The organism is Actinokineospora lacus (assembly GCF_053813445.1).
On record NZ_JBQERA010000002.1, the window covers coordinates 738790 to 758908 of the forward strand.

22 protein-coding genes are annotated in these 20119 nt (G+C 71.5%); 20 read left to right on the forward strand and 2 right to left on the reverse strand.

Annotated elements, in window-relative coordinates:
• Nucleotides 1-161: 161 nt before the first annotated feature.
• The 7 genes from rbfA to ACTG9Q_RS07840 all read left to right on the forward strand — a co-directional run bounded on the left by rbfA (nucleotide 162) and on the right by ACTG9Q_RS07840 (nucleotide 6629).
• Nucleotides 162-614 carry a 30S ribosome-binding factor RbfA gene (rbfA, locus tag ACTG9Q_RS07810; protein ID WP_455571937.1) on the forward strand — a complete coding sequence of 151 codons (453 nt, stop codon included), beginning with the start codon at nucleotides 162-164 and terminating at the stop codon, nucleotides 612-614.
• Between the two features lie 62 nt (nucleotides 615-676).
• A complete protein-coding gene (locus tag ACTG9Q_RS07815) occupies nucleotides 677-1462 on the forward strand; it encodes an alpha/beta hydrolase (RefSeq protein WP_455571938.1) in 786 nt (261 codons plus the stop codon).
• Nucleotides 1463-1529: 67 nt separating this feature from the next.
• Nucleotides 1530-1964, forward strand: a complete 435-nt coding sequence (locus ACTG9Q_RS07820) for a hypothetical protein (protein ID WP_455571939.1) — start codon at nucleotides 1530-1532, stop codon at nucleotides 1962-1964.
• A gap of 233 nt (nucleotides 1965-2197) precedes the next feature.
• Nucleotides 2198-3607 carry an ABC transporter substrate-binding protein gene (locus ACTG9Q_RS07825; protein ID WP_455571940.1) on the forward strand — a complete coding sequence of 470 codons (1410 nt, stop codon included), beginning with the start codon at nucleotides 2198-2200 and terminating at the stop codon, nucleotides 3605-3607.
• Nucleotides 3607-4551 carry a carbohydrate ABC transporter permease gene (locus ACTG9Q_RS07830; protein WP_455571941.1) on the forward strand — a complete coding sequence of 315 codons (945 nt, stop codon included), beginning with the start codon at nucleotides 3607-3609 and terminating at the stop codon, nucleotides 4549-4551. Before ACTG9Q_RS07825 ends, ACTG9Q_RS07830 begins: the two co-directional genes overlap by 1 nt.
• Nucleotides 4552-4561: 10 nt before the next feature.
• Entirely contained in the window at nucleotides 4562-5491 is a 930-nt protein-coding gene (locus ACTG9Q_RS07835) for a carbohydrate ABC transporter permease (RefSeq protein WP_455571942.1), read from the forward strand.
• Between the two features lie 22 nt (nucleotides 5492-5513).
• The gene (locus tag ACTG9Q_RS07840; RefSeq protein WP_455571943.1) at nucleotides 5514-6629 is read left to right on the forward strand and encodes an ABC transporter ATP-binding protein; all 1116 of its coding nucleotides are present in this window, start codon (nucleotides 5514-5516) and stop codon (nucleotides 6627-6629) included.
• 56 nt (nucleotides 6630-6685) lie between these two features.
• Here the strand turns inward: ACTG9Q_RS07840 and ACTG9Q_RS07845 are convergent, their stop codons facing one another.
• Nucleotides 6686-7201 (reverse strand): CGNR zinc finger domain-containing protein, encoded by a 516-nt coding sequence (locus ACTG9Q_RS07845; protein ID WP_455571944.1) that lies wholly within the window; start codon nucleotides 7199-7201, stop codon nucleotides 6686-6688.
• A 62-nt stretch (nucleotides 7202-7263) separates the two neighbouring features.
• Between ACTG9Q_RS07845 and ACTG9Q_RS07850 the strand changes: the two genes are divergently transcribed.
• From ACTG9Q_RS07850 to ACTG9Q_RS07910, 13 genes are all read left to right on the forward strand, one after another.
• Nucleotides 7264-8538, forward strand: coding sequence for an MATE family efflux transporter (locus tag ACTG9Q_RS07850; protein ID WP_455571945.1), 1275 nt, complete (start codon nucleotides 7264-7266; stop codon nucleotides 8536-8538).
• A gap of 84 nt (nucleotides 8539-8622) precedes the next feature.
• The gene (locus tag ACTG9Q_RS07855) at nucleotides 8623-9933 is read left to right on the forward strand and encodes an MFS transporter (RefSeq protein WP_455571946.1); all 1311 of its coding nucleotides are present in this window, start codon (nucleotides 8623-8625) and stop codon (nucleotides 9931-9933) included.
• 2 nt (nucleotides 9934-9935) lie between these two features.
• A complete protein-coding gene (gene truB, locus ACTG9Q_RS07860; RefSeq protein WP_455571947.1) occupies nucleotides 9936-10841 on the forward strand; it encodes a tRNA pseudouridine(55) synthase TruB in 906 nt (301 codons plus the stop codon).
• A gap of 172 nt (nucleotides 10842-11013) precedes the next feature.
• Nucleotides 11014-11946, forward strand: coding sequence for a bifunctional riboflavin kinase/FAD synthetase (locus tag ACTG9Q_RS07865; protein WP_455571948.1), 933 nt, complete (start codon nucleotides 11014-11016; stop codon nucleotides 11944-11946).
• 71 nt (nucleotides 11947-12017) lie between these two features.
• The gene (locus tag ACTG9Q_RS07870; protein WP_455571949.1) at nucleotides 12018-12491 is read left to right on the forward strand and encodes an XRE family transcriptional regulator; all 474 of its coding nucleotides are present in this window, start codon (nucleotides 12018-12020) and stop codon (nucleotides 12489-12491) included.
• A gap of 296 nt (nucleotides 12492-12787) precedes the next feature.
• On the forward strand, nucleotides 12788-13057 hold the full coding sequence (rpsO, locus tag ACTG9Q_RS07875) for a 30S ribosomal protein S15 (protein WP_455571950.1): 270 nt from the start codon (nucleotides 12788-12790) through the stop codon (nucleotides 13055-13057).
• 201 nt (nucleotides 13058-13258) lie between these two features.
• Entirely contained in the window at nucleotides 13259-15520 is a 2262-nt protein-coding gene (locus ACTG9Q_RS07880; RefSeq protein WP_455571951.1) for a polyribonucleotide nucleotidyltransferase, read from the forward strand.
• Nucleotides 15517-16908, forward strand: coding sequence for a M16 family metallopeptidase (locus tag ACTG9Q_RS07885; RefSeq protein ID WP_455571952.1), 1392 nt, complete (start codon nucleotides 15517-15519; stop codon nucleotides 16906-16908). Before ACTG9Q_RS07880 ends, ACTG9Q_RS07885 begins: the two co-directional genes overlap by 4 nt.
• Before the next feature lie 53 nt (nucleotides 16909-16961).
• The gene (dapB, locus tag ACTG9Q_RS07890) at nucleotides 16962-17669 is read left to right on the forward strand and encodes a 4-hydroxy-tetrahydrodipicolinate reductase (protein WP_455572041.1); all 708 of its coding nucleotides are present in this window, start codon (nucleotides 16962-16964) and stop codon (nucleotides 17667-17669) included.
• Nucleotides 17670-18107: a hypothetical protein gene (locus tag ACTG9Q_RS07895; protein WP_455571953.1), complete on the forward strand. Its 438-nt coding sequence runs from the start codon at nucleotides 17670-17672 to the stop codon at nucleotides 18105-18107. It begins immediately after the preceding gene.
• Nucleotides 18108-18188: 81 nt separating this feature from the next.
• Nucleotides 18189-18665, forward strand: coding sequence for a GyrI-like domain-containing protein (locus ACTG9Q_RS07900; RefSeq protein WP_455571954.1), 477 nt, complete (start codon nucleotides 18189-18191; stop codon nucleotides 18663-18665).
• A gap of 38 nt (nucleotides 18666-18703) precedes the next feature.
• Nucleotides 18704-18934: a DUF2277 domain-containing protein gene (locus ACTG9Q_RS07905; RefSeq protein ID WP_455571955.1), complete on the forward strand. Its 231-nt coding sequence runs from the start codon at nucleotides 18704-18706 to the stop codon at nucleotides 18932-18934.
• A complete protein-coding gene (locus ACTG9Q_RS07910; RefSeq protein WP_455571956.1) occupies nucleotides 18931-19605 on the forward strand; it encodes a DNA alkylation repair protein in 675 nt (224 codons plus the stop codon). Before ACTG9Q_RS07905 ends, ACTG9Q_RS07910 begins: the two co-directional genes overlap by 4 nt.
• Here ACTG9Q_RS07910 and ACTG9Q_RS07915 read toward each other — a convergent pair.
• On the reverse strand, nucleotides 19599-20114 hold the full coding sequence (locus ACTG9Q_RS07915; RefSeq protein WP_455571957.1) for a hypothetical protein: 516 nt from the start codon (nucleotides 20112-20114) through the stop codon (nucleotides 19599-19601). The genes ACTG9Q_RS07910 and ACTG9Q_RS07915 overlap by 7 nt on opposite strands.
• Nucleotides 20115-20119 lie beyond the last annotated feature (5 nt).

Below are 20119 nucleotides of genomic sequence, written 5' to 3' on the forward strand. Positions count from 1 at the left end.
CTTAGCCGCGCCAGTCCACTCGCAGGCGGCACGGGCCGGATACGCCCGAATACAACACCGGTATGAGGACGATCTGTCCGCACCGCCGGCGGGTGGACTGATCACGACTCTGCCACCCCCCACATCTGAAACACGACCTAGCCGCACGAGAGAAGGACGTCGTGGCCGACGCACCCCGCGCCCGCAAGCTGGCCAAGCGCATCACCCAGATCGTGGCCTCGGCCCTGGAGCACGAGGTCAAGGACCCGCGCCTGGCCCGGGTCACCATCACCGACGCCAAGGTCACCGCCGACCTCCGCGAGGCGACGGTGTACTACACGGTGCTGGGCGAGCGCATCGACGCCGAACCGGACATGACCGGCGCCGCCCTGGCGCTGGAGAGTGCCAGGGGGGTGCTGCGCAGCAAGGTCGGCCAGCACACCGGCGTCCGGTTCACCCCGACCCTGGAATTCATCGCGGACACGATCCCCGAGGAGACCCGGCGCATCAACGACCTGCTGGCCCAGGCCCGCGCGGCCGACGCCGAGGTCGCCGCCCTGGCCTCCGGGGCCCAGCCCGCGGGCGAGGCCGACCCGTACAAGGCCCCCAGGGAGCCCGACGACGAGGAGTCGTGATCGTGGCCCGTCCGTAATGGTCCAGACCTATACTCGGCCGCTCACCGGCCGAGGGGACCACAGTGGACATCTCCAGACGAGGACTGCTCGGTTTGGGCGCGCTGGCCGTGCTGGGCGCCTGCGGGAAGCCCGGCACGGCCCCGGTCGACCCGGCCGTCCGGCCGACTGTCACCCCGCCGACGGTCGAGACGCCGTCGCTGAGCGAGCTGGTGTACCGCTCCGGCATCGGTGACGTCCGGTTCTTCGTGATGCGCCCCCGCGAGGTCTCCGGCGACCTGCCGGTCTGCCTCGCCCTGCACGGCCTGGGCGAGGACGCGCGCCAGTTCGTCGACCTCGGCCTGCCCTCCCTGCTCACGGCCACGGTGCGCGCGGGCGCCCCGCCGTTCGCCGTGGTGGCCGTCGACGGTGGTGACTGGGGCGCCGCGGCGCAGCGGATGCTCGCCGACGAGCTCCCCGAGTGGCTGGTCGCCGCGCGCCTGGCCCCCACCGCCTTCGCCGTCCTCGGCGTCTCCACCGGCGCCACGGCCGCCTTCACCTACGCCCAGACCCCCGGCCCCGCCCTGACCGCGATGGTCAGCCCCGCGGTCTTCTCCGACTGGTCCGACGCCCAGGCGTTCGGCCTGGCCGACGAGACCCGCTGGGCGGCCACCGAGCCCCTCAACCACGTCGCGGGCACCCCGGTCTCGCTCTGGTGCGGCGAGGAGGACGAGCTGGCCCCCGCCGTGCGCCTGCTGGCCGCCCACACCGGCACGGAGGCGACCTTCACCCCCGGCGCGGGCCACACCGCCGAGTACTGGAAGTCGGTCATGCCCGCGGTGCTCAGGCACGTCGGCGACGTCCTCGGCTGACGTCGCCGGTTAACCGGGAACCGTGACCGGATCGATCAAGCACGGTCCTCGGGCTACGGTCCATTCCGTGACCACCCGCGCCCTGGCCATCCTCGTCGCCCTGTTCGCCGCAGCGTGCACCGCGTGCACCGCGGAACCGCCTCCGCTGAAGTCGGACGGCCCCACCCCGCAGGAATCCCCCGAGCGCCTCTACGGCGAGTACGTCACCCGCCTGAGCCGCGCCGACGCGCCCGGCGTCTGCGCCCTGTTCACCGCCTCCGGCCAGGTCGCCTTCCAGGACGAGTGGGGCGCGACCCAGTGCGACCTGGGCGTCACCAAGGCCGCCGCCACCGTCTCCGATCCGGCGGCCTTCGCCGCCAAGGCCCCGGACTCCACGATCCGCGACAGCGAGACCGTGGTGGAGCTGAGCGGCTGCGGCGTCGGCGCCATGAAGGCCCTCTCCAGCCCCGAGGGCTGGCTCTTCGACGCCTACCTCCACCCCAGCGCCGTCACCGACTGCTGAGCACCGGCCTGCGCCACATCACCGCATCGGGTATACCCGAATCACCCGCCACCCCGATCGGCGGTTAGGGCGATGCGCACCCAAGTGGTATAAACCAATCGTTACTCGACCGTGTGTCAAATGATGCGCGCAGCACTGTTGACACGTGATCGGAATGCGGCCAAACTGCGCAGAAACATGCAGTCGGGTGTGGCGTTGGTCGCAGTTCGGCGCGTCTGGATCAGGTGGTGATCATGCGTTCGACCAGGTTGACGGTCATTGCGGCGGCAGCCGCGTTGGTGCTGGCTGGTTGCGGTGGCCCGACCGAGGCGGGTGGCGGCGGGGGCGGGGAAGCCCCGCTGGCCCTCCCCGGAGTCGACGACTACCTCAACGCGCCGTGCCCGGAGGTGGGCACCAAGCCCGCCTCGGACAAGGAGCTGACCTACTGGTCGATGTGGACCCAGGACGAGCCGCAGGGCAAGGTGCTCAGCAAGGCGATCCGGTGCTTCACCGACAAGACCGGTGTGCAGGTCAACGTGCAGTGGCTGGGCCGCAAGCTGCTCACCCAGAACGTCGCCCCGGCGCTCAACACCGACACCGTGCCCGACCTGTTCGACCAGGACGTCAGCCAGGTCAAGGCCGCCGTCGTCGCCGCGGGCGGCACGCAGCCGCTCGACGACGTGCTGGACTACAAGATCGGCGAGGGCGACAAGACCGTCCGCGACGTCGTCCCGGCCGGGTACTACGACATCCCGCAGAACAAGGACAAGGACGGGAAGATCTTCGAGATCCCGTACGAGATCCTCGGCAACGCGTGGTGGTACGACAAGGACGCGTTCCCCGATCTGAAGCAGCCCCAGACCATGGACGAGCTCTTCGCCCTGTTCGACAAGGCGAAGGCCGACGGGATGGCGGCCATCAGCCAGGACGGCGACATCAACTTCTACAACGCCTACTTCTACACCCAGATCGCCGCCCGCTACGTCGGCCCCGGCGGCCTGGAGAAGGCCGCGCTCGACAAGACCGGCCAGGCGTGGAAGGCCGACCCGGGCCTGCAGGAGGCCGCCTCCCACGTGGAGCGGATGGCCAAGGGCGGCTACTTCATCGATGGCTGGGACGCGGCGAAGTTCCCGCAGATCCAGCAGCGCTGGGCCGACGGCGAGTCGGCGTTCCTGTTCGTGGGCAGCTGGGGTCCCAGTGAGACCCGCGAGTACCTGAACAAGCAGGGCGGCGACAAGGGCGTCAACTACGGCTCCTTCCAGTTCCCGACCCCGGAAGGCGCCACCCACAAGGTCGTCGAGCACCTGCCGATCGGCTTCGCGGTGACCGCGAAGGCCAAGCACCCCGAGGCCGCCAAGGCGTTCATCGCCTACGTCCTCAACAAGGACATCCTCTCCGGCATCCCGGCCGTGGCCGACAACCTGACCCCGCGTTCCGACCTGGCCGTGCCGGACTCGCTCAAGGACGTCAAGTCCGCGCTGGAGGACCCGGCCGCCAAGCGCGCGATCTTCATGGACGGCCTCGACGGGCTCGCCGCGGGCAAGTGGGTCGACAACGTCTTCTACCCGCTCAACAACGAGCTGCTCAAGGGCACCATCTCCGCCCAGCAGTTCATCGACGGGCTCGCGGCCAAGCAGGCCGAGTTCTGGAAGACGGCGGGCTGATGTCGGCACCGGCGAAGGAGGCGGGCGCCGTCGCGTCCGCCTCCGGCGCGCACCTGGTCCGCAAGAAGCGGCTGTTCCTGCCGTTCCTGCTGCCCGCGGTGGCGTTGTACGTGCTGTTCATGGTCGTGCCGACCGTGGCGACGGTCGTTTTGGGCTTCACGTCCTGGCAGGGCGCCGGTGACACCCCGCAGTTCAACGGCGTCGCCAACTTCGTGGAGCTGTTCGCCTCCGACGCGTTCCTGTTCTCCTTCCTCAACACCCTCATGTACATCGTGGTCGGCGGGGTCGGCACGTTCGTGCTGGCCTTCCTGTTCACGATGGTGCTGCGGGAGATGCGCGGCGGGAAGACGGTGCGGGCGATCCTGTTCTTCCCCAACATCGTCGCCCCGGTCGCGCTGGGCATGTTCTTCGGGATCGTGCTGATCTACCGCCCCAACCGCCAGGGCCTGGTGAACTTCCTGCTGGAGTCCGTCGGCGTCGACGCGGTGAAGTTCCTGTCCCCGGAGAACGTGACCTGGGTCGTCACCGGCTGCCTGATCTGGGCCAGCGCGGGCTTCTACATCACCATCCTGATGGCCGCCGTCGACCGCATCCCGCCGTACCTCTACGAGGACGCCGACATCGCGGGCGCGTCGCCGTGGCAGAAGTTCCGCAACGTCACGCTCCCGCTGACGTGGGACGTGATCGGGGTGGCCGGGGTGCTGTGGACGATCGGCGCCATCAAGATCTTCGAGCTGGTGTTCGTCCTCGCCGGACCGGGCACCTACTCCCCGCCGATCGAGTCGTGGACGCTGGGCCTGTACGTGTTCGACCGGTCCTTCGGCACGCAGGGCACCCCGGAGTACGGCATGGCCTGCGCCGCGGCCGTGGTGATGATCGCCCTGGTGTCCGTCCTCGTCGTCGCGCTGCGCAGGCTCATGCGCCGCGAGACCGTCCAGTTCTGAAGGGGAGGACATGACCGTGTCCGCGCCGGAAGCCCCGGCTCGCGCCCGTTCGGCGAAGCGCACCCCGCCGCGCAGGCCGAAGCCCGCCCCGACCGCCCGCGGGTTCAGCCCACTGCGGCTCCTCGGCATGGCGTTCGTGTGGCTGTTCACCGCGCTGAACGTGCTGGTGCTGTACTGGCTGGTCACCGCGGCGTTCAAGACGCCGATCGAGATCTTCACCCAGCCCTTCCAGCTGCCCTACACCTGGTTCGAGCGCGGCGACCCGTTCCGGAACCTGCGCTACGCCTGGGAGAACGCCGGTTTCGGCACGGCGTTCCTCGTGACCGTGCTGCTGGTGGCGGTCTCGTCGGTGGTCATCGTCCTGGTCGCCGCGCCCGCGGCGTACGCGCTGACCCGGCTCGGGGTGCGCGGGTCCAACCCGATGACCAACTTCATCGCCATCGGCATGGGCGTGCCGTTCCAGACGCTGGTGATCCCGCTGTTCATCGGCATGTCCGACCTCGGGCTCACCAACAACCTGTTCGGCATGTTCCTGGTCTACGTCGCGCTGTCGCTGCCGTTCACGGTGTTCCTGCTGACCGGCTTCTTCAAGTCGCTGCCCGACGAGCTGGAGGAGGCCGCCGCGATCGACGGCGCCTCCCCGTTCCGCACGTTCTTCACGATCATGCTGCCGCTGGCGCGCGGCGGCCTGATCACCGCGCTGATCCTCAACGCGATCGGGCTGTGGAACGAGACGCTGCTGGCGATCGTGTTCCTCAGCGACAACGCCAACTTCACCCTCGCCCGCGCGCTGTTCTCCTTCTACGGCGCGGCGAGCTACCAGTCCGAGTACGGCGGGCTGATCGCCGGTGTGGCGATCGTCGTGCTGCCCATGCTCGTCCTCTACGCCCTGCTGGCCCGCCGGATCATCACCGGCCTGACCCTCGGCGCGGGCAAGTGATCCGTCCGGAAGGGAAGCACTGATGGCAACGGTCACCTTCGACGGGACCACCCGCTACTACGCGGGAAACCCGACCCCGGCGGTCGACACCCTGGACCTGGCCGTGCGCGACGGCGAGTTCCTGGTCCTGGTCGGGCCCTCCGGCTGCGGCAAGTCGACCACCCTGCGCATGCTGGCGGGCCTTGAGGGCATCGACGACGGCGCGATCCGCATCGGCGAGCGGGATGTCACGAACCTGCCGCCGAAGGAGCGCGACATCGCGATGGTCTTCCAGAACTACGCGCTCTACCCGCACATGACGGTCGCCGACAACATCGGCTTCCACCTCAAGATCGCCAAGATGCCGAAGGAGGAGCGGGCCACCCGCGTCCGCGAGGCCGCCGAGCTGCTCGACCTGACGCCGTACCTGGACCGCAAACCCGCCAAGCTCTCCGGCGGCCAGCGCCAGCGGGTGGCGATGGGCCGGGCGATCGTGCGGCGCCCGCAGGTGTTCTGCATGGACGAGCCGCTGTCCAATTTGGACGCCAAGCTGCGCGTGCAGACCCGCACCCAGATCGCCTCCCTGCAACGGCGCCTCGGCGTGACCACGATCTACGTCACCCACGACCAGACCGAGGCCATGACGATGGGCGACCGCGTCGCCGTGCTGCGCGACGGCGTCCTGCAGCAGTGCGACACCCCGATCGGCCTGTTCGCCCGCCCGGTCAACATCTTCGTCGCCGGGTTCATCGGCTCCCCCGGCATGAACCTCATCCCGACGGTGGTCCGCGGCGAGACGGCGTCGGTCGGCGGCGCGCCGATCCCGCTGACCCCCGCCCAGCGCGCGGCCCTGACCTCGGAGAAGGTCGTCGTCGGCGTCCGGCCCGAGGGCTGGAGCATCGCCCGGGACGGCGCGGGCATCGCCGCCCTGGTCGAGGTGGTCGAGGAACTGGGCAGCGACCAGTACCTGTACTGCTCCGCCGACACCCCGCAGATCGAGATCGCCGAGAACCCCGAACAGCGCGAGGCCCCGCACTCCCTGACCGTCCGCGCCCCGGGCATGTCCGGCTGGCAGCGCGGCACCCGCCTGGGCCTGACCCCCCAGCCCGGCTCCGTGCACCTGTTCGACGCCGCCACGGGGGAGCGGCTGCCCGACTGACCGGGTTTCACGACAGAAGGGGGCGTCCGGGACACCGGGCGCCCCCTTCTTCGTGGTCACGGGCGGTTGCGGGCGCGGAAGGCGGCGACGTTGGCGCGGTTGGCGCAGCGGGAGGAGCAGAAGCGCTTGGCGCGGTTGGTGGAGGCGTCGAGGAAGTGGTTGCCGCAGGGGCAGCGGCCCCAGCGGTCCAGGCCGTGGCGGACGACGGCCTGGGCCAGGCCCCACGCGGCGGCGGCGGCGACCTCGGTGGCCGGTGGGTCGTCGGGGGAGGCGACGTGGACGTGCCAGTCGGGGGCGCTCCCGCCGCCGTGGCCGGAGAGCCTCGGGCGGGGTGGGTGGGCGCTGAGCAGGGCGTTGACGGCGGCGAGCACGGCCTCTGGGTCGCCCGCGGACGCGGCGGTGAAGGCGGTGCGCAGGCCAGAGGCGACGGGACGCAGGGCGCTCAGGTCGTCCTGGGTGACGCGGTCGGCCCACCAGGGCTCGTCGTGCAGGGCGGCGCGGAGGGCGGGGACGTCGGTCAGCTCGGCGTTGGCCAGTCGGAGTGCGACATCCAGGTAATCGGCGTTGTCCATTCCCGGTCCTTACGCGTACTGTAAGGGGCGATCCAGTCCTAGGCATCTTACGGGGGTCGGACATGCGCCGTCAGGTGCTCGCGTTGGCCGTGCCCGCCCTGCCAGTGCTGGCCGCCGAGCCGCTCTACCTGCTGGTCGACACCGCCGTCGTGGGCAGGCTGGGCGGGCTGGAGCTGGGCGCGCTGGGGATCGGGGCGATCATCCTGGCCCAGCTGTCCACCCAGTTCACCTTCCTGTCCTACGGCACCACCGCCCGCGCCGCCCGCCTCTACGGCGCAGGCCGGCGCGATGACGCCGTCGCCGAGGGGGTGCAGGCCACTTGGCTGGCGCTCGGCATCGGCCTCGTCATCGTCCTCATCGGACAGTTGTTCGCACGGCCGATCGTGGAGCTCATGGCGGGGGAGGGGGAACTGGCCGACGCCGCGGCGGGCTGGGTCCGCATCGCCATCTGCGGCGCACCCCTGATCATGGTCACCCTGGCGGGCAACGGCTGGATGCGCGGCGTGCAGGACACCCGCTCGCCCCTGCGCTACGTCCTCGCGGGCAACGGCGTCTCCGCCGTGCTCTGCCCGATCCTGGTCCACGCCTGGGGTCTCAACGGCTCGGCCTACGCCAACGTCGCGGGCCAGACCGTCGCCGCGGTGCTGTTCCTCAAGGCCCTCCGCGAGGCGCCGCTGCGCCCGCGCCCGGCCATCATGCGCCGCCAGCTCGTCCTCGGCCGCGACCTCGTCCTGCGCAGCCTGGCCTTCCAGGCGTGCTTCGTCTCGGCGATCGCCGTCGCCGCCCGCCACTCCGTCGCCGCCGCGGGCGCCCACCAGGTCGTCCTGCAACTGTGGACGTTCCTGTCGATGGTCCTGGACTCCCTCGCCATCGCCGCGCAGTCCCTCGTCGGCGCCGCCCTCGGCGCGCGCGACGCCACCCGCGCCCGCGCCCTGTCCCGCGGCATCACCCGCTACGGCCTGTTCTGCGGGCTGGTCTCCGCCGCCGCCTTCGCCGCGGTCGCAGGCGTCCTCCCGCACGTGTTCACCAGCGATGCCGCGGTCCTGGACGAGATCCCGAACGCCTGGTGGTTCTTCGTCGCCATGCAGCCGATCGCGGGCGTGGTCTTCGCCCTCGACGGCGTGCTGCTCGGCGCGGGCGACACCCGCTACCTGCGCACCACGACGCTGCTCGCCGCCCTGGTCGGCTTCCTGCCCCTCATCTGGATCTCGCACCTGGCGGGCTGGGGCCTGGTCGGCATCTGGACCGGGCTGTCGGCCTTCATGGTCATCCGCCTCATCGCGCTCCTGGTCCGCGCCCGGTCCGCCACCTGGGCCGTCGTCGGCGCCAGCCTGTGACCAATGGCACGCTGAGCATTGCTAACTATCTCGGCGGCGAGGACGGTCTAATGGGGTGAGACCCCGCCGAGATTGGAGTTTCACGTGACTCCCGCCAAGCGCCGTGCGCTGGCGATATGGGCTACGGCGGTGGTGGTCTACTTCCTCGCCGTCTTCCACCGCACCACCCTCGGCGTCGCCGGGCTCGAAGCCGCCGACCGGTTCGGGATCGGCGCTGCCGCGCTCGGCGGCTTCACCGTCCTGCAGATCGGCGTCTACGCCCTCATGCAGGTCCCCGCGGGGCTGCTCGTGGACCGGTTCGGCCCGCGGGTGACGCTCAGCGGCGCCGCGCTGTTCATGGGCTCCGGCCAGGTCCTCTTCGCCATCGCCGAGGGCTACGTCCCCGCGCTGCTGGCCCGCGGCGTGCTCGGCGTCGGCGACGCGCTCGCGTTCGTCAGCGTCCTGCGGCTGATCGCCGCGCACTACTCACCGCGCCGCTACCCCACGCTGACCGCGGCCACCGGCGCCCTGGGCACCGTCGGCAACCTCGTCGCCACCGTCCCGCTGACCCTGCTGCTGGCCCACATCGGCTGGACGGCCGCCTTCACCGCGGTCGGCGTCGCCACCGCCGCGTACGCGATCGTCGTCGCGGTGCGGGTCCGCGACACCCCCGAGGGCGAGGAGCCGCAGCGCAGCGAGGCCGTCGGCGTCCGGCAGACCCTCGACCAGGTCCGCCAGGCCTGGCGGACCCCCGGCACCCGGCTCGGCTTCTGGGTCCACATGTCCACCTGCTTCGCCCCCAACGTGCTCGGCCTGCTGTGGGGCGTCCCGTACCTCGTGCAGGTCCAGGGGCTCACCCAGGCGCAGGCGGCGTCCGTGCTCAGCGTCATGGTCGTCGTGGGCACCCTGTGCTCTCCCGTCTTCGGCGAGCTGATCGGGCGCCGCCCGCAGCTGCGTATGCCGGTCGTGGCCGGGTACCTCGCCGGGGCCACGGTGATCTGGGCCGTCCTGGTCGGCCTGTCCGGCTCCCTGGCGACCCCGGTCGCCGTGACCGCCTTCGCCGTGCTCGCCTCGGGCGGTCCGCTCTCGATGGTCGCCTTCGCCCTCGCCCGCGACTACAACCCGCTCCGCCGCGTCGGCACGGCCAGCGGCGTGGCCAACGTCGGCGGGTTCGGCGCGACGACCATCGCCGCGCTCGCCGTCGGCCTGCTCCTGGGCGGGGACGCCGCCACCGCCACGGCCGCGGACTTCCGCACCGCGTTCACCGCCGTGCTCGCCATGCTGGTCCTCGGCGCCTGGCGCACGGCGGTCTGGTGGCGCCGCACCCGCGCGGTCGTGCTCGACATGGCCGAGCGCGGGGAGACCGTCCCGGTGCAGATCCGCCGCCGTGCCTGGGACATCGCCCGCGCCGCGTAGGATTGCCCGCCGTGTCCTCTCGCCCCGTAGTGCCGCCCGGTCTCGTCGTCGTGGACAAGGCGCCCGGCATGACCTCCCACGACGTCGTCGCGCGCGTGCGCAGGATTCTCGGCACCCGCAAGGTCGGCCACGCCGGGACCCTGGACCCGATGGCCACCGGCGTCCTCGTCCTGGGCGTGGAGCGCGCCACCAAGCTGCTGGGCCACCTCGCCCTCGACCGCAAGGTGTACCTGGCCACCATCCGCCTCGGCAGCTCCACCACCACCGACGACGCCGAGGGCGAGCACCTGGCCGAGCCCGACCCGGCCGCCCTGGCCGCGGTCACCGACGCCGCCGTCGCCGCCGGGGTCGCCGACCTGAGCGGCCCCATCGCGCAGGTCCCCAGCTCGGTCAGCGCCGTGAAGATCGACGGCAAGCGCGCCTACGCCCGGGTCCGCGCGGGCGAGGACGTCGTCATCCCGGCCCGCCCGGTCACCGTGTACCGGTTCGACGTGCTGGGCACCCGGCGCGAGGAGAAGGCCATCGACCTCGACGTCATGGTCGAGTGCTCGTCGGGCACCTACGTGCGCGCCCTGGCCAGGGACCTCGGCGCCGCGGTGGGCACCGGCGGGCACCTCGCCGACCTGCGCCGCACCCGCGTGGGCCCGTTCGACCTCCGCGTCGCCAAGACCCTGGAGGCTCTGGAGGGGTCCCCCGGCCTGTCCCTCGACCTCGACGCCGCCGTGGCCACCGCCTTCCCCCGCCGCGACCTGGACCGCGTGGAGTGCACGGCCCTGTCCCACGGCAAGCGGCTGCCCGCGGCGGGCATCACGGGCACCTACGGCATCTTCGACCCCGCGGGCAAGGCCCTGGCGCTGGGCGTCGACGAGGGCCACACGGCGAAGGCGCTCGTGGTCCTGGCGGTCTAGTGCCCCGATTCGGAGCCTTGGCCGGGTATCGGCATGTCCACGGTGTGGCAGGCAGGGCGCCGGGACGTCGTCGTACTGGTTGTACGGAGGCGTCCCGGCAACGCGGCCAGGCGCGTCGTGGACGTGTCGAGACATGGTGAAGGTTCCGGGTCGGGGCACTAGGCTGCGAGTTGTGCAGCGATGGCGTGGGCTTGACGACCTGCCGGGCGGGTGGGGGCGCTGTGTCGCCACCATCGGCGTGTTCGACGGGGTGCACCGGGGCCACCAGGCCCTCATCACCCGTGCGGTGAAGCTCGCCGCGGAGAAGGCGGTCCCGAGCGTGGTCGTCACCTTCGACCCGCACCCGGCCGAGGTCGTCCGCCCGGGCAGCCACCCGGCGCAGCTGACCACCCTGGCCCGCAAGGCCGAGTTGGTCGAGCAGCTCGGCGTGGACGTGTTCTGCGTGCTGCCCTTCACCCCCGAGCTGTCCAAAGTGCCCGCCGACGAGTTCGTCCACGAGTTCCTGGTGGACCGCCTGCACGTGGCCGCCGTCGTGGTGGGGGAGAACTTCACCTTCGGCAACCGCGCCCTGGGCGACGTCGGCCTGCTCACCAAGTACGGCAAGCGCTTCGGCTTCGCCACCGAGGGCGCCAGCCTGGTCGGCGGGGAGATCACCTTCTCCTCCACCTACATCCGCGCCTGCATCGACGCGGGCGACGTCAAGGCGGCCGACGGCGCGCTCGGCAGGCCGCACCGCCTCGAGGGCATCGTCGTGCGCGGCGACCGGCGCGGCCACCAGCTCGGCTTCCCCACCGCGAACCTGTCCACCCCCCGTTACACCGCCGTCCCCGCCGACGGCGTCTACGCCTGCAAGTTCGCCCTCCCGAACCGCCCCCCGCTGACCGCCGCGGTGAGCGTCGGCACCAACCCGACCTTCTCCGGGCGCGAGCGCAGGGTGGAGGCCTACGTGCTCGACGTGGACGAGGACTTCTACGGCCAGCGCGTGTCCCTGGACTTCCACGAACGGCTGCGCGCCATGGAGAAGTTCGATTCCACCGAGGCGCTGGTCGAGCAGATGCACGCCGACGTCGCGCGCACCCGGGAGCTGCTCGACGCCCCGGAATAGGGCGAATCCCCACGGGCCCGTCTGCGGGCCTGGCAAGATACTGCCGGGTTGCAGGGAGAGAGGCCGCGAACGTGGAGGACCACAAGATCGTCCAGCGCAACATCGCGCTGCAGCGCGAGTGGTACGGGGAGCCGTTGGGCGATCGGGTCCGCAGGCTGGTGGTCGCCTTCGACACCTCCCAGGCCAACCTCGCCGACGTGCTGGGGATCAGCGCCCCCATGCTCAGCCAGGTGATGAGCGGGCGGCGCGCCAAGATCGGCAACCCCGCGGTGCTCGCCCGGCTGATCATGCTCGAACGCAAGATCCTCACCCCCGAGGTGGCCTCCGGCGCCAAGGAGCACCTGCAGAAGGCCCTGGAGGACGTGCGCGGCTCCAAGCCCGCGGTGACCCGCGACAGCCTGCCCGTCGACGTCGGCCGCAGCGCGATCATGGCCCTGCGCAGGCTCATCCCGCCCGACGACCTCACCAAGGCCGCCGACCTGCTCGACCCGCGCTACCCCGAGCTGGCCGACCTCCTGCGCCGCGCGGGGCGGCAGCGCGCGTGAGGACGTGCTTCGCCCCTGCCCCTGGCGGAAAAAGGAGTGCCGCGCCCGCGTCCACGTGTCACCATTGCGCGAGGACTCCGCGAACGGACACCTGGCCTGCCTGATTTCCAGGGCCCGGAATGGATCGCCCCGAGCTGGAGTTGTACTCCAGTGAGCAGGGGCACCACACCCGTGTGGGTGTCGTCCGGCTGGCGTTGACGCCCACCTGCTAACCTTGCGTTTTGGGTCCGGCTGCGGTCCGTGGCGGCCGATACCGACGCAAACCAGCACGGCACAAAGATCAAGGAGCACAACCAGTGGCGTTGTCCACCGCTGAGAAGAAGTCAATCCTGGCCGAGTACGGCGTGCACGACTCGGACACCGGGTCCCCCGAGGCCCAGATCGCGCTGCTGACCAAGCGCATCCGCGACCTCACCGAGCACCTGCGCACGCACAAGCACGACCACCACTCGCGGCGCGGTCTGCTGCTGCTGGTGGGCCGCCGCAGGCGGCTGCTCAACTACCTGACCAAGGTGGACATCGAGCGCTACCGAGCGCTGATCCAGCGCCTCGGCCTGCGCCGCTAGGTCGCCAAGGGGGGAGTGACCATCCAGGTCACTCCCCCCATCCACAACACACACAACCAATGGCCGCGCACGCGGGACAGGTTCGCCGGTCCTCGGTAGTGGCTTCCGGGTGGGGAAACCCCGGTGGCTTCGATCGATGACCGGCCTCGTCCGAACCGCGCACCTGCAGTGCCCTCGCGCGCGCCACGAACGAGGAGAATCATGACCGAACCGACCGTGCACGAAACCACGGCGACGATCGACAACGGTGCCCACGGCACCCGCACCATCCGCTTCGAGACCGGCCGCCTCGCCCGCCAGGCCGCGGGCAGCGTCGTCGCCTACCTCGACGAGGAGACGATGCTCCTCTCGGCGACCACCGCCGGGAAGCACCCGAAGGACCACTTCGACTTCTTCCCGCTGACGGTGGACGTCGAGGAGCGCATGTACGCCGCGGGCCGCATCCCCGGCTCGTTCTTCCGCCGCGAGGGCCGCCCCTCCACCGACGCGATCCTGACCTGCCGCCTGATCGACCGGCCGCTGCGCCCCTCCTTCGTCGAGGGCCTGCGCAACGAGATCCAGGTCGTCATCACGGTGATGAGCCTGAACCCGGCCGACCTCTACGACGTGGTGGCCATCAACGCCGCGTCCGCGTCGACCCAGCTGGCGGGCCTGCCGTTCTCCGGCCCGATCGGCGGCGTCCGCATCGCGCTGATCGAGGGCCAGTGGGTGGCGTTCCCCACCTACGAGCAGCTTGAGAAGGCCGTGTTCGACATGGTCGTCGCGGGCCGCGTGGTCGACGGCGACGACGTCGCCATCATGATGGTCGAGGCCGAGGCGACCGACGACGTCGTCGCGATGATCGCCGCGGGCGCCCAGGCGCCGACCGAGGAGGTCGTGGCCTCCGGCCTCGAGGCGGCCAAGCCGTTCATCAAGGTGCTGTGCGACGCCCAGGCCGAGCTGGCCTCGCTGGCGGCCAAGCCGACCGGTGACTTCCCGCTGTTCCCGGCCTACCAGCCCGACGCCCTCGATGCCGTCGCCGCCGCCGTCACCGACGAGCTGACCCAGGCGCTGACGATCGCGGGCAAGACCGAGCGCGAGTCGCGTTTGGACGAGGTCAAGGCGCTGTGCCTGGAGAAGGTCGGCGGCTCCGAGGGCTTCGAGGGTCGGGAGAAGGAGATCGGCGCGGCGTTCCGCGCGCTGAACAAGAAGCTGATCCGCCAGCGCATCCTGCGCGAGAAGCTGCGCATCGACGGCCGCGGCCTCAGCGACATCCGCCAGCTCGCCGCCGAGGTGGCCGTGGTGCCGCGGGCGCACGGCTCGGCGCTGTTCGAGCGCGGCGAGACCCAGATCCTGGGTGTCACCACGCTGAACATGCTGCGCATGGAGCAGATGGTCGACTCGCTGTCCCCGGAGACGACCAAGCGCTACCTGCACCACTACAACTTCCCGCCGTTCTCCACCGGTGAGACCGGCCGCGTGGGCTCGCCCAAGCGCCGCGAGATCGGCCACGGCGCGCTCGCCGAGCGGGCGCTGATCCCCGTGCTGCCCAAGCGCGACGAGTTCCCCTACGCGATCCGCCAGGTCTCCGAGGCGCTGAGCTCCAACGGCTCCACCTCGATGGGCTCGGTCTGCGCGTCCACGATGTCGCTGCTCAACGCCGGTGTGCCGCTGAAGGCGCCGGTCTCGGGCATCGCCATGGGCCTGATCTCCGACCAGGTCGACGGCAAGACCGAGTACGTCGCGCTGACCGACATCCTCGGCGCCGAGGACGCCTTCGGCGACATGGACTTCAAGGTCGCGGGCACGAAGGAGTTCGTGACCGCGCTGCAGCTGGACACCAAGCTCGACGGCATCCCGTCCTCGGTGCTCGTCCAGGCGCTGAGCCAGGCCCGCGACGCCCGGCTGACGCTGCTGGAGGTCATGGCCGAGGCCATCGACCGCCCGGACGAGATGAGCAACTTCGCGCCGCGCGTCACCAGCGTGAAGATCCCGGTCGACAAGATCGGCGAGGTCATCGGCCCGAAGGGCAAGATGATCAACTCGATCACCGAGCAGACCGGCGCCGACATCTCCATCGAGGACGACGGCACGATCTACGTCGGCGCGGCGGACGGCCCCTCGGCCGAGGCCGCGATCGGGCTGATCAACGCCATCGCGAACCCGCAGCTGCCCAAGGTCGGCGAGCGGTTCCTGGGCACCGTGGTGAAGACGGCCGCGTTCGGCGCGTTCGTCTCGCTGCTGCCGGGCAAGGACGGCCTGATCCACATCTCGAAGCTCGGCGCGGGCAAGCGGATCAACAAGGTCGAGGACGTGGTCAAGGTCGGCGAGAAGCTCCGCGTGGAGATCGCCGACATCGACCAGCGCGGCAAGATCAGCCTGGTGCTGGTCAACGAGGACAGCGACGCCGCCCCGGCGGACGACAGCGCTCCCTCGGACTCGGACCACGCTTCCGACAAGGCTGAGGCGACCGCTCAGTCGTGACCTCACGGGCAACCGCGGCCGCGGACACCACCGGTGTCCGCGGCCGTGCTCCAGGGCACCGGCAGAAGCCGGGCAGCACGGTGGTGCTCGACCGCACCGCCGAGGGCACCGAGGTCAAGCGCACCCTGCTGCCCGGTGGGCTGCGGGTGGTCACCGAGCGGATGCCGGGCGTGCGCTCGGCCGCGGTCGGGATCTGGGTGGCGGTCGGCTCGCGCGACGAGCCGCTGTCGGTCGCGGGCGCCGCGCACTACCTGGAGCACCTGCTGTTCAAGGGCACGGTGAAGCGCTCGGCGGCCCAGATCGCCGAGGAGATCGACGCCGTCGGCGGCGAGCTGAACGCGTTCACCGCCAAGGAGCACACCTGCTACTACGCGCACGTCCTCGACGAGGACCTGGCGCTGGCGCTGGACCTGGTCGCCGACGTGGTCTTCGACGCGGTGTGCGCGGAGTCCGATGTGGAGACCGAGCGCGGCGTGGTGCTGGAAGAGATCGCCATGCGCGACGACGACCCCGAGGACCTGCTGCACGACGCGTTCTGCGGCGCGCTGCTGGCCGACCACCCGCTGGGCCGCCCGGTGCTGGGCAGCGAGCAGTCCATCACCGGCATGACCCGCGGCGCGCTGAACGGCTTCTACCGCCGCCGCTACACCATGCCGCGCATGGTCCTCTCCGTCGCGGGCAACATCGAGCACCGGCAGGTGCTCTCGCTGGTGCGCAAGGGTTTGCGGTCGCGGCTGACCGGTGACAAGACGCCCGTCGCGCCGCGGACCGGGCGGGCCAGGGTCGGCAACCAGTCCCGGCTCGTGCTGCACAGCGACGACACCGAGCAGGCGCACCTGATGCTCGGCGTGCGGGCGCTGGACCGCCACGACGAGCGCCGCTTCACCCTGGGCGTGCTGAACGCCGCCCTCGGCGGCGGGATGAGCTCGCGGCTGTTCCAGGAGGTCCGGGAGCGGCGCGGGCTGGCGTACCAGGTGTACTCCTCGGTCGCGTCCTATGCCGACACCGGCCACCTGTCCGTCTACACGGGATGTCAGCCCGACCGCCTCGGTGAGGTGGCGGGCGTGGTGCGCGAGGTGCTCGGGCAGGTCGCCCGCGAGGGCCTGACCGACGCCGAGGTCGCGCGCGGCAAGGGGCAGCTGCGCGGCGGGCTCGTGCTGGGCCTGGAGGACACCGGCTCGCGCATGTCGCGCATCGGCAAGGGTGAACTGGCCTACGGCGACTACCTCTCCGTCGAGCAGACCCTGGACCGCATCGCCGCGGTGACCGCCGAGGACGTGGCGCGCCTCGCCCGCGAGATCCTGGCCCGGCCGCTCGCCGCCGCCGTGGTCGGCCCCTACGCCCACACCGACGACGTCCCGCTGGAACTCCACGAGGTGACCAAGTGAGCCGTACCGAGAGCAATCCGATCCGGGTCGGCGTCCTCGGTGCCCGCGGCCGGATGGGCGCCGAGGTGTGCCGCGCGGTCGAGGCCGCCGCGGACATGGAGGTCGTCGCCATGGTCGACACCGGCGACTGGCTCTTCGACGTCGCCGACGCGGGCGCGGAGGTCGTGGTCGACTTCACCCACCCCGACGTGGTGATGGAGAACCTGCGCTTCTGCGTCGACCAGGACATCCGCGCGGTCGTCGGCACCAGCGGCTTCGACGACACCAAGGTCGCCACCCTCCGGGAGTGGCTGGAGCCCAAGCCGGACCTCGGCATCCTGGTCGCCCCCAACTTCGCCCTCGGCGCGGTGCTGTCGATGCGCTTCGCGCAGCTGGCGGCCAAGTACTACGACACCGTCGAGATCATCGAGCTGCACCACAACCGCAAGGCCGACGCCCCGTCGGGCACCGCGGCGCACACCGCGCGGCTGATCGCGCAGGCGCGCTCCGCCGCGGGCCTCGGCGAGGTCCCCGACGCCACGACGTCCGAAGTGGACGGTGCGCGGGGGGCGCTGGTGGACGACATCCGGGTGCACTCGGTGCGCCTGGGCGGGCTGGTGGCGCACCAGGAGGTGCTCTTCGGCGGCGCGGGCGAGACGCTGACGCTGCGCCACGACTCGCTGGACCGCTCGTCGTTCATGCCCGGCGTGCTGCACGGCGTGCGCGCGGTGCTGGAGCGGCCCGGTCTGGTCGTGGGCCTGGAGAACGTGCTGGAGCTGTAGGTGTCCGCGCGCACCGTCTCGTGGGTCCTGGCCGCCGTCGTGGCGGTCTACTTCGTGCTGCTCGGCGGTCGCGCGGTGGCGCTGTTCCGCGACGGGAGCCCGCTGGCGGTGGCCTTCGGCGTCGGGGTGCTCCTGCTGCCGCTGGTCGGCGCGTGGGTGCTGTGGTCGACGCTGCGGTTCGGCTTCCGCACCCAGGAGCTGGGCCGCAGGCTGGCGGCCGAGGACGGCCTGCCGGACGTGTCCGACCTGCCCAGGACGCCGTCGGGCCGGGTGGACCGGGCGGCGGCGGACGCGTGGTTCGAGGACCGCCGCGCCGAGGTGGAGGCCGCCCCGGACGACTGGCGCGCCTGGTACCGCCTGGCCGTGGCCTACGACGTCGCGGGCGACCGGACCCGGGCCCGCGCGGCCATGCGCAAGGCGCTGGAACTGGCAGGCTGAGTCGCATCGGGTGATCAAGGCCGATTGTCGTCCCCTTCCCCTACCGTGCGCCTTGCCGCGGTGACAGAAGGGGATTGCCAAGTGGAACCGATCATCGAACACCGACCCGCGCGGGCGTACGCGGGTATCACCGAGTCCGCCACGCTGGCCGAGTGGGGGCGGGTCAACGCGCTGGTGGGGGAGATCGCGGGCTGGTTGGCCGAGCAGGGGGTCAGCCCGTCCGGGCCGCCGATGTACCGGTACTACTCCGGCGGCGTGGGCTCCGCGATCGAGGTCGAGGTGTGCTGGCCGGTCGATGGGCCGCTGCCGCCGTCGCGGCGGGTGTCGGCCGGGACGCTGCCGTCGGGCCGCTACGCCGTCCTGGTCCACCACGGCCACCCGGACCGCATCGGCGAGTCGTTCGCGGCCATGGAGGCCTGGTCGGAGCGCACGGGCGAGGAGTGGGACCTGGACGCCGGGCGGTGGGGCTGCCGGTACGAGACGTACCGGACGGACCCGGCGGCCGAGCCCGACCCGGCGCGGTGGGAGACCGAGATCGCGTATCGCTTGCGGGATTGACTTGCGGGATTGACGGGGGCCGGTGCTTTCATGGGGGCATGTGTCGAAGCATCAAGACCCTCAGGCCCCCGTACATCGAGGACGCGGGGGAGGGCGACGTCCGCGCGGCCGCGCTGCAGTACGTCCGCAAGATCTCCGGCTTCCAGCGGCCCGCGCCGCACAACGCCGAGGTGTTCGAGCGGGCGGTGGACGCGGTGGCCGCCGCGACCGCCGAGCTGCTGGACAACCTGGTGGTGCGGGGCGGGCGCGCCGTCCCCGACCAGCCGTGACCGAGACACCGCTGGCCGAGGTGCTGGCCGAGCTGGCCGCGCTGGAGGACCCGAGGGCCCGCGCGGTGAACGAGAAGCACGGCGACGACCACGGGGTGAACCTCGGCTCGCTGCGCGCGCTCGCCAAGCGGTTGAAGACGCGGCAGGACCTCGCGCGCGAGCTGTGGGACACGGCGGACACCGCGGCGAGGCTGCTGGCGATCCTGGTCTGCCGCCCGAAGGCGTTCGAGCGCGCCGAGCTGGACACCATGCTGCGCCAGGCGCGCGTCCCCAAGGTGCACGACTGGCTCGTGAACTACGTGGTGAAGAAGAGCCCGCACGCCGATGAGCTGCGCCTGGCCTGGTTCGCCGACCCGGACCCGGTGGTCGCGAGCGCGGGCTGGGCGCTGACCACGGACCGCGTGGCCAGGAAGCCCGACGGCCTCGACCTCGCGGGCCTGCTCGACGTCATCGAGGCGGAGATGAAGGCCGCACCGGACCGTCTGCAATGGGCGATGAACCACTGCCTGGCCCAAATCGGGATCGAGCACGCCGCCCACCGCGCCCGCGCGGTCGACATCGGTGAGCGCCTCGAGGTGCTCAAGGACTACCCGACCCCGCCGAACTGCACGTCCCCGTTCGCGCCCGCCTGGATCGCCGAGATGGTGCGCCGACAGCGCGAGGATCAGTGAATCCAGCCGTGGAACATCGCCGGTGAGGCGGCCAGCAGGCTGAACCGGACGAACCGGCCCGCGATCCCCGCGCTCAGGAAGGCGCCCACCTTCATCCTGGCCAGGCCCGCCAGCACCGTCATCGCCATGTACGGCGGCATTCCCGCCACCGCGCTGACGCTGTAGGTCCCCAGCATCCAGTGTGGATGCGCCTCGCACTTCTCGCGCAGCCAGGTCAGCCATCCGCGCACGCGCTTCGTCCGCAGCTGCCAGCGGAGCCTGCGGTCGGTCAGCACCCTCTCCCGGCGTTCCCGGTGCAGGAACCTCGGCAGGTGGATCTTGCCCTGGGCGGCGTAGTAGTAGAACAGCTTCCCGGACACGTGGCCCACGGCGACGACCGCCGCCACCACGGCCCACGGGATGTCCGGCCGCTGCAACGCGAACCCGACGATGAACAGCTCAATGTTCACAAATGGGACCAATGCCGACCCGATGGCGACCGCGAGCGCCACGCACAGCCACGGCCACACTTCGA

Bases quoted from the DNA above. Each gene is read 5' to 3' on its own strand.
- ACTG9Q_RS07825 (WP_455571940.1), top strand. From the start codon at position 2,198: ATGCGTTCGACCAGGTTGACGGTCATTGCGGCGGCAGCCGCGTTGGTG.
- ACTG9Q_RS07830 (WP_455571941.1), top strand. From the start codon at position 3,607: ATGTCGGCACCGGCGAAGGAGGCGGGCGCCGTCGCGTCCGCCTCCGGC.
- ACTG9Q_RS07835 (WP_455571942.1), top strand. From the start codon at position 4,562: ATGACCGTGTCCGCGCCGGAAGCCCCGGCTCGCGCCCGTTCGGCGAAG.
- ACTG9Q_RS07840 (WP_455571943.1), top strand. From the start codon at position 5,514: ATGGCAACGGTCACCTTCGACGGGACCACCCGCTACTACGCGGGAAAC.
- ACTG9Q_RS07845 (WP_455571944.1), bottom strand. From the start codon at position 7,201: ATGGACAACGCCGATTACCTGGATGTCGCACTCCGACTGGCCAACGCC.
- ACTG9Q_RS07850 (WP_455571945.1), top strand. From the start codon at position 7,264: ATGCGCCGTCAGGTGCTCGCGTTGGCCGTGCCCGCCCTGCCAGTGCTG.
- ACTG9Q_RS07880 (WP_455571951.1), top strand. From the start codon at position 13,259: ATGACCGAACCGACCGTGCACGAAACCACGGCGACGATCGACAACGGT.
- dapB (WP_455572041.1), top strand. From the start codon at position 16,962: ATGGGCGCCGAGGTGTGCCGCGCGGTCGAGGCCGCCGCGGACATGGAG.
- ACTG9Q_RS07905 (WP_455571955.1), top strand. From the start codon at position 18,704: ATGTGTCGAAGCATCAAGACCCTCAGGCCCCCGTACATCGAGGACGCG.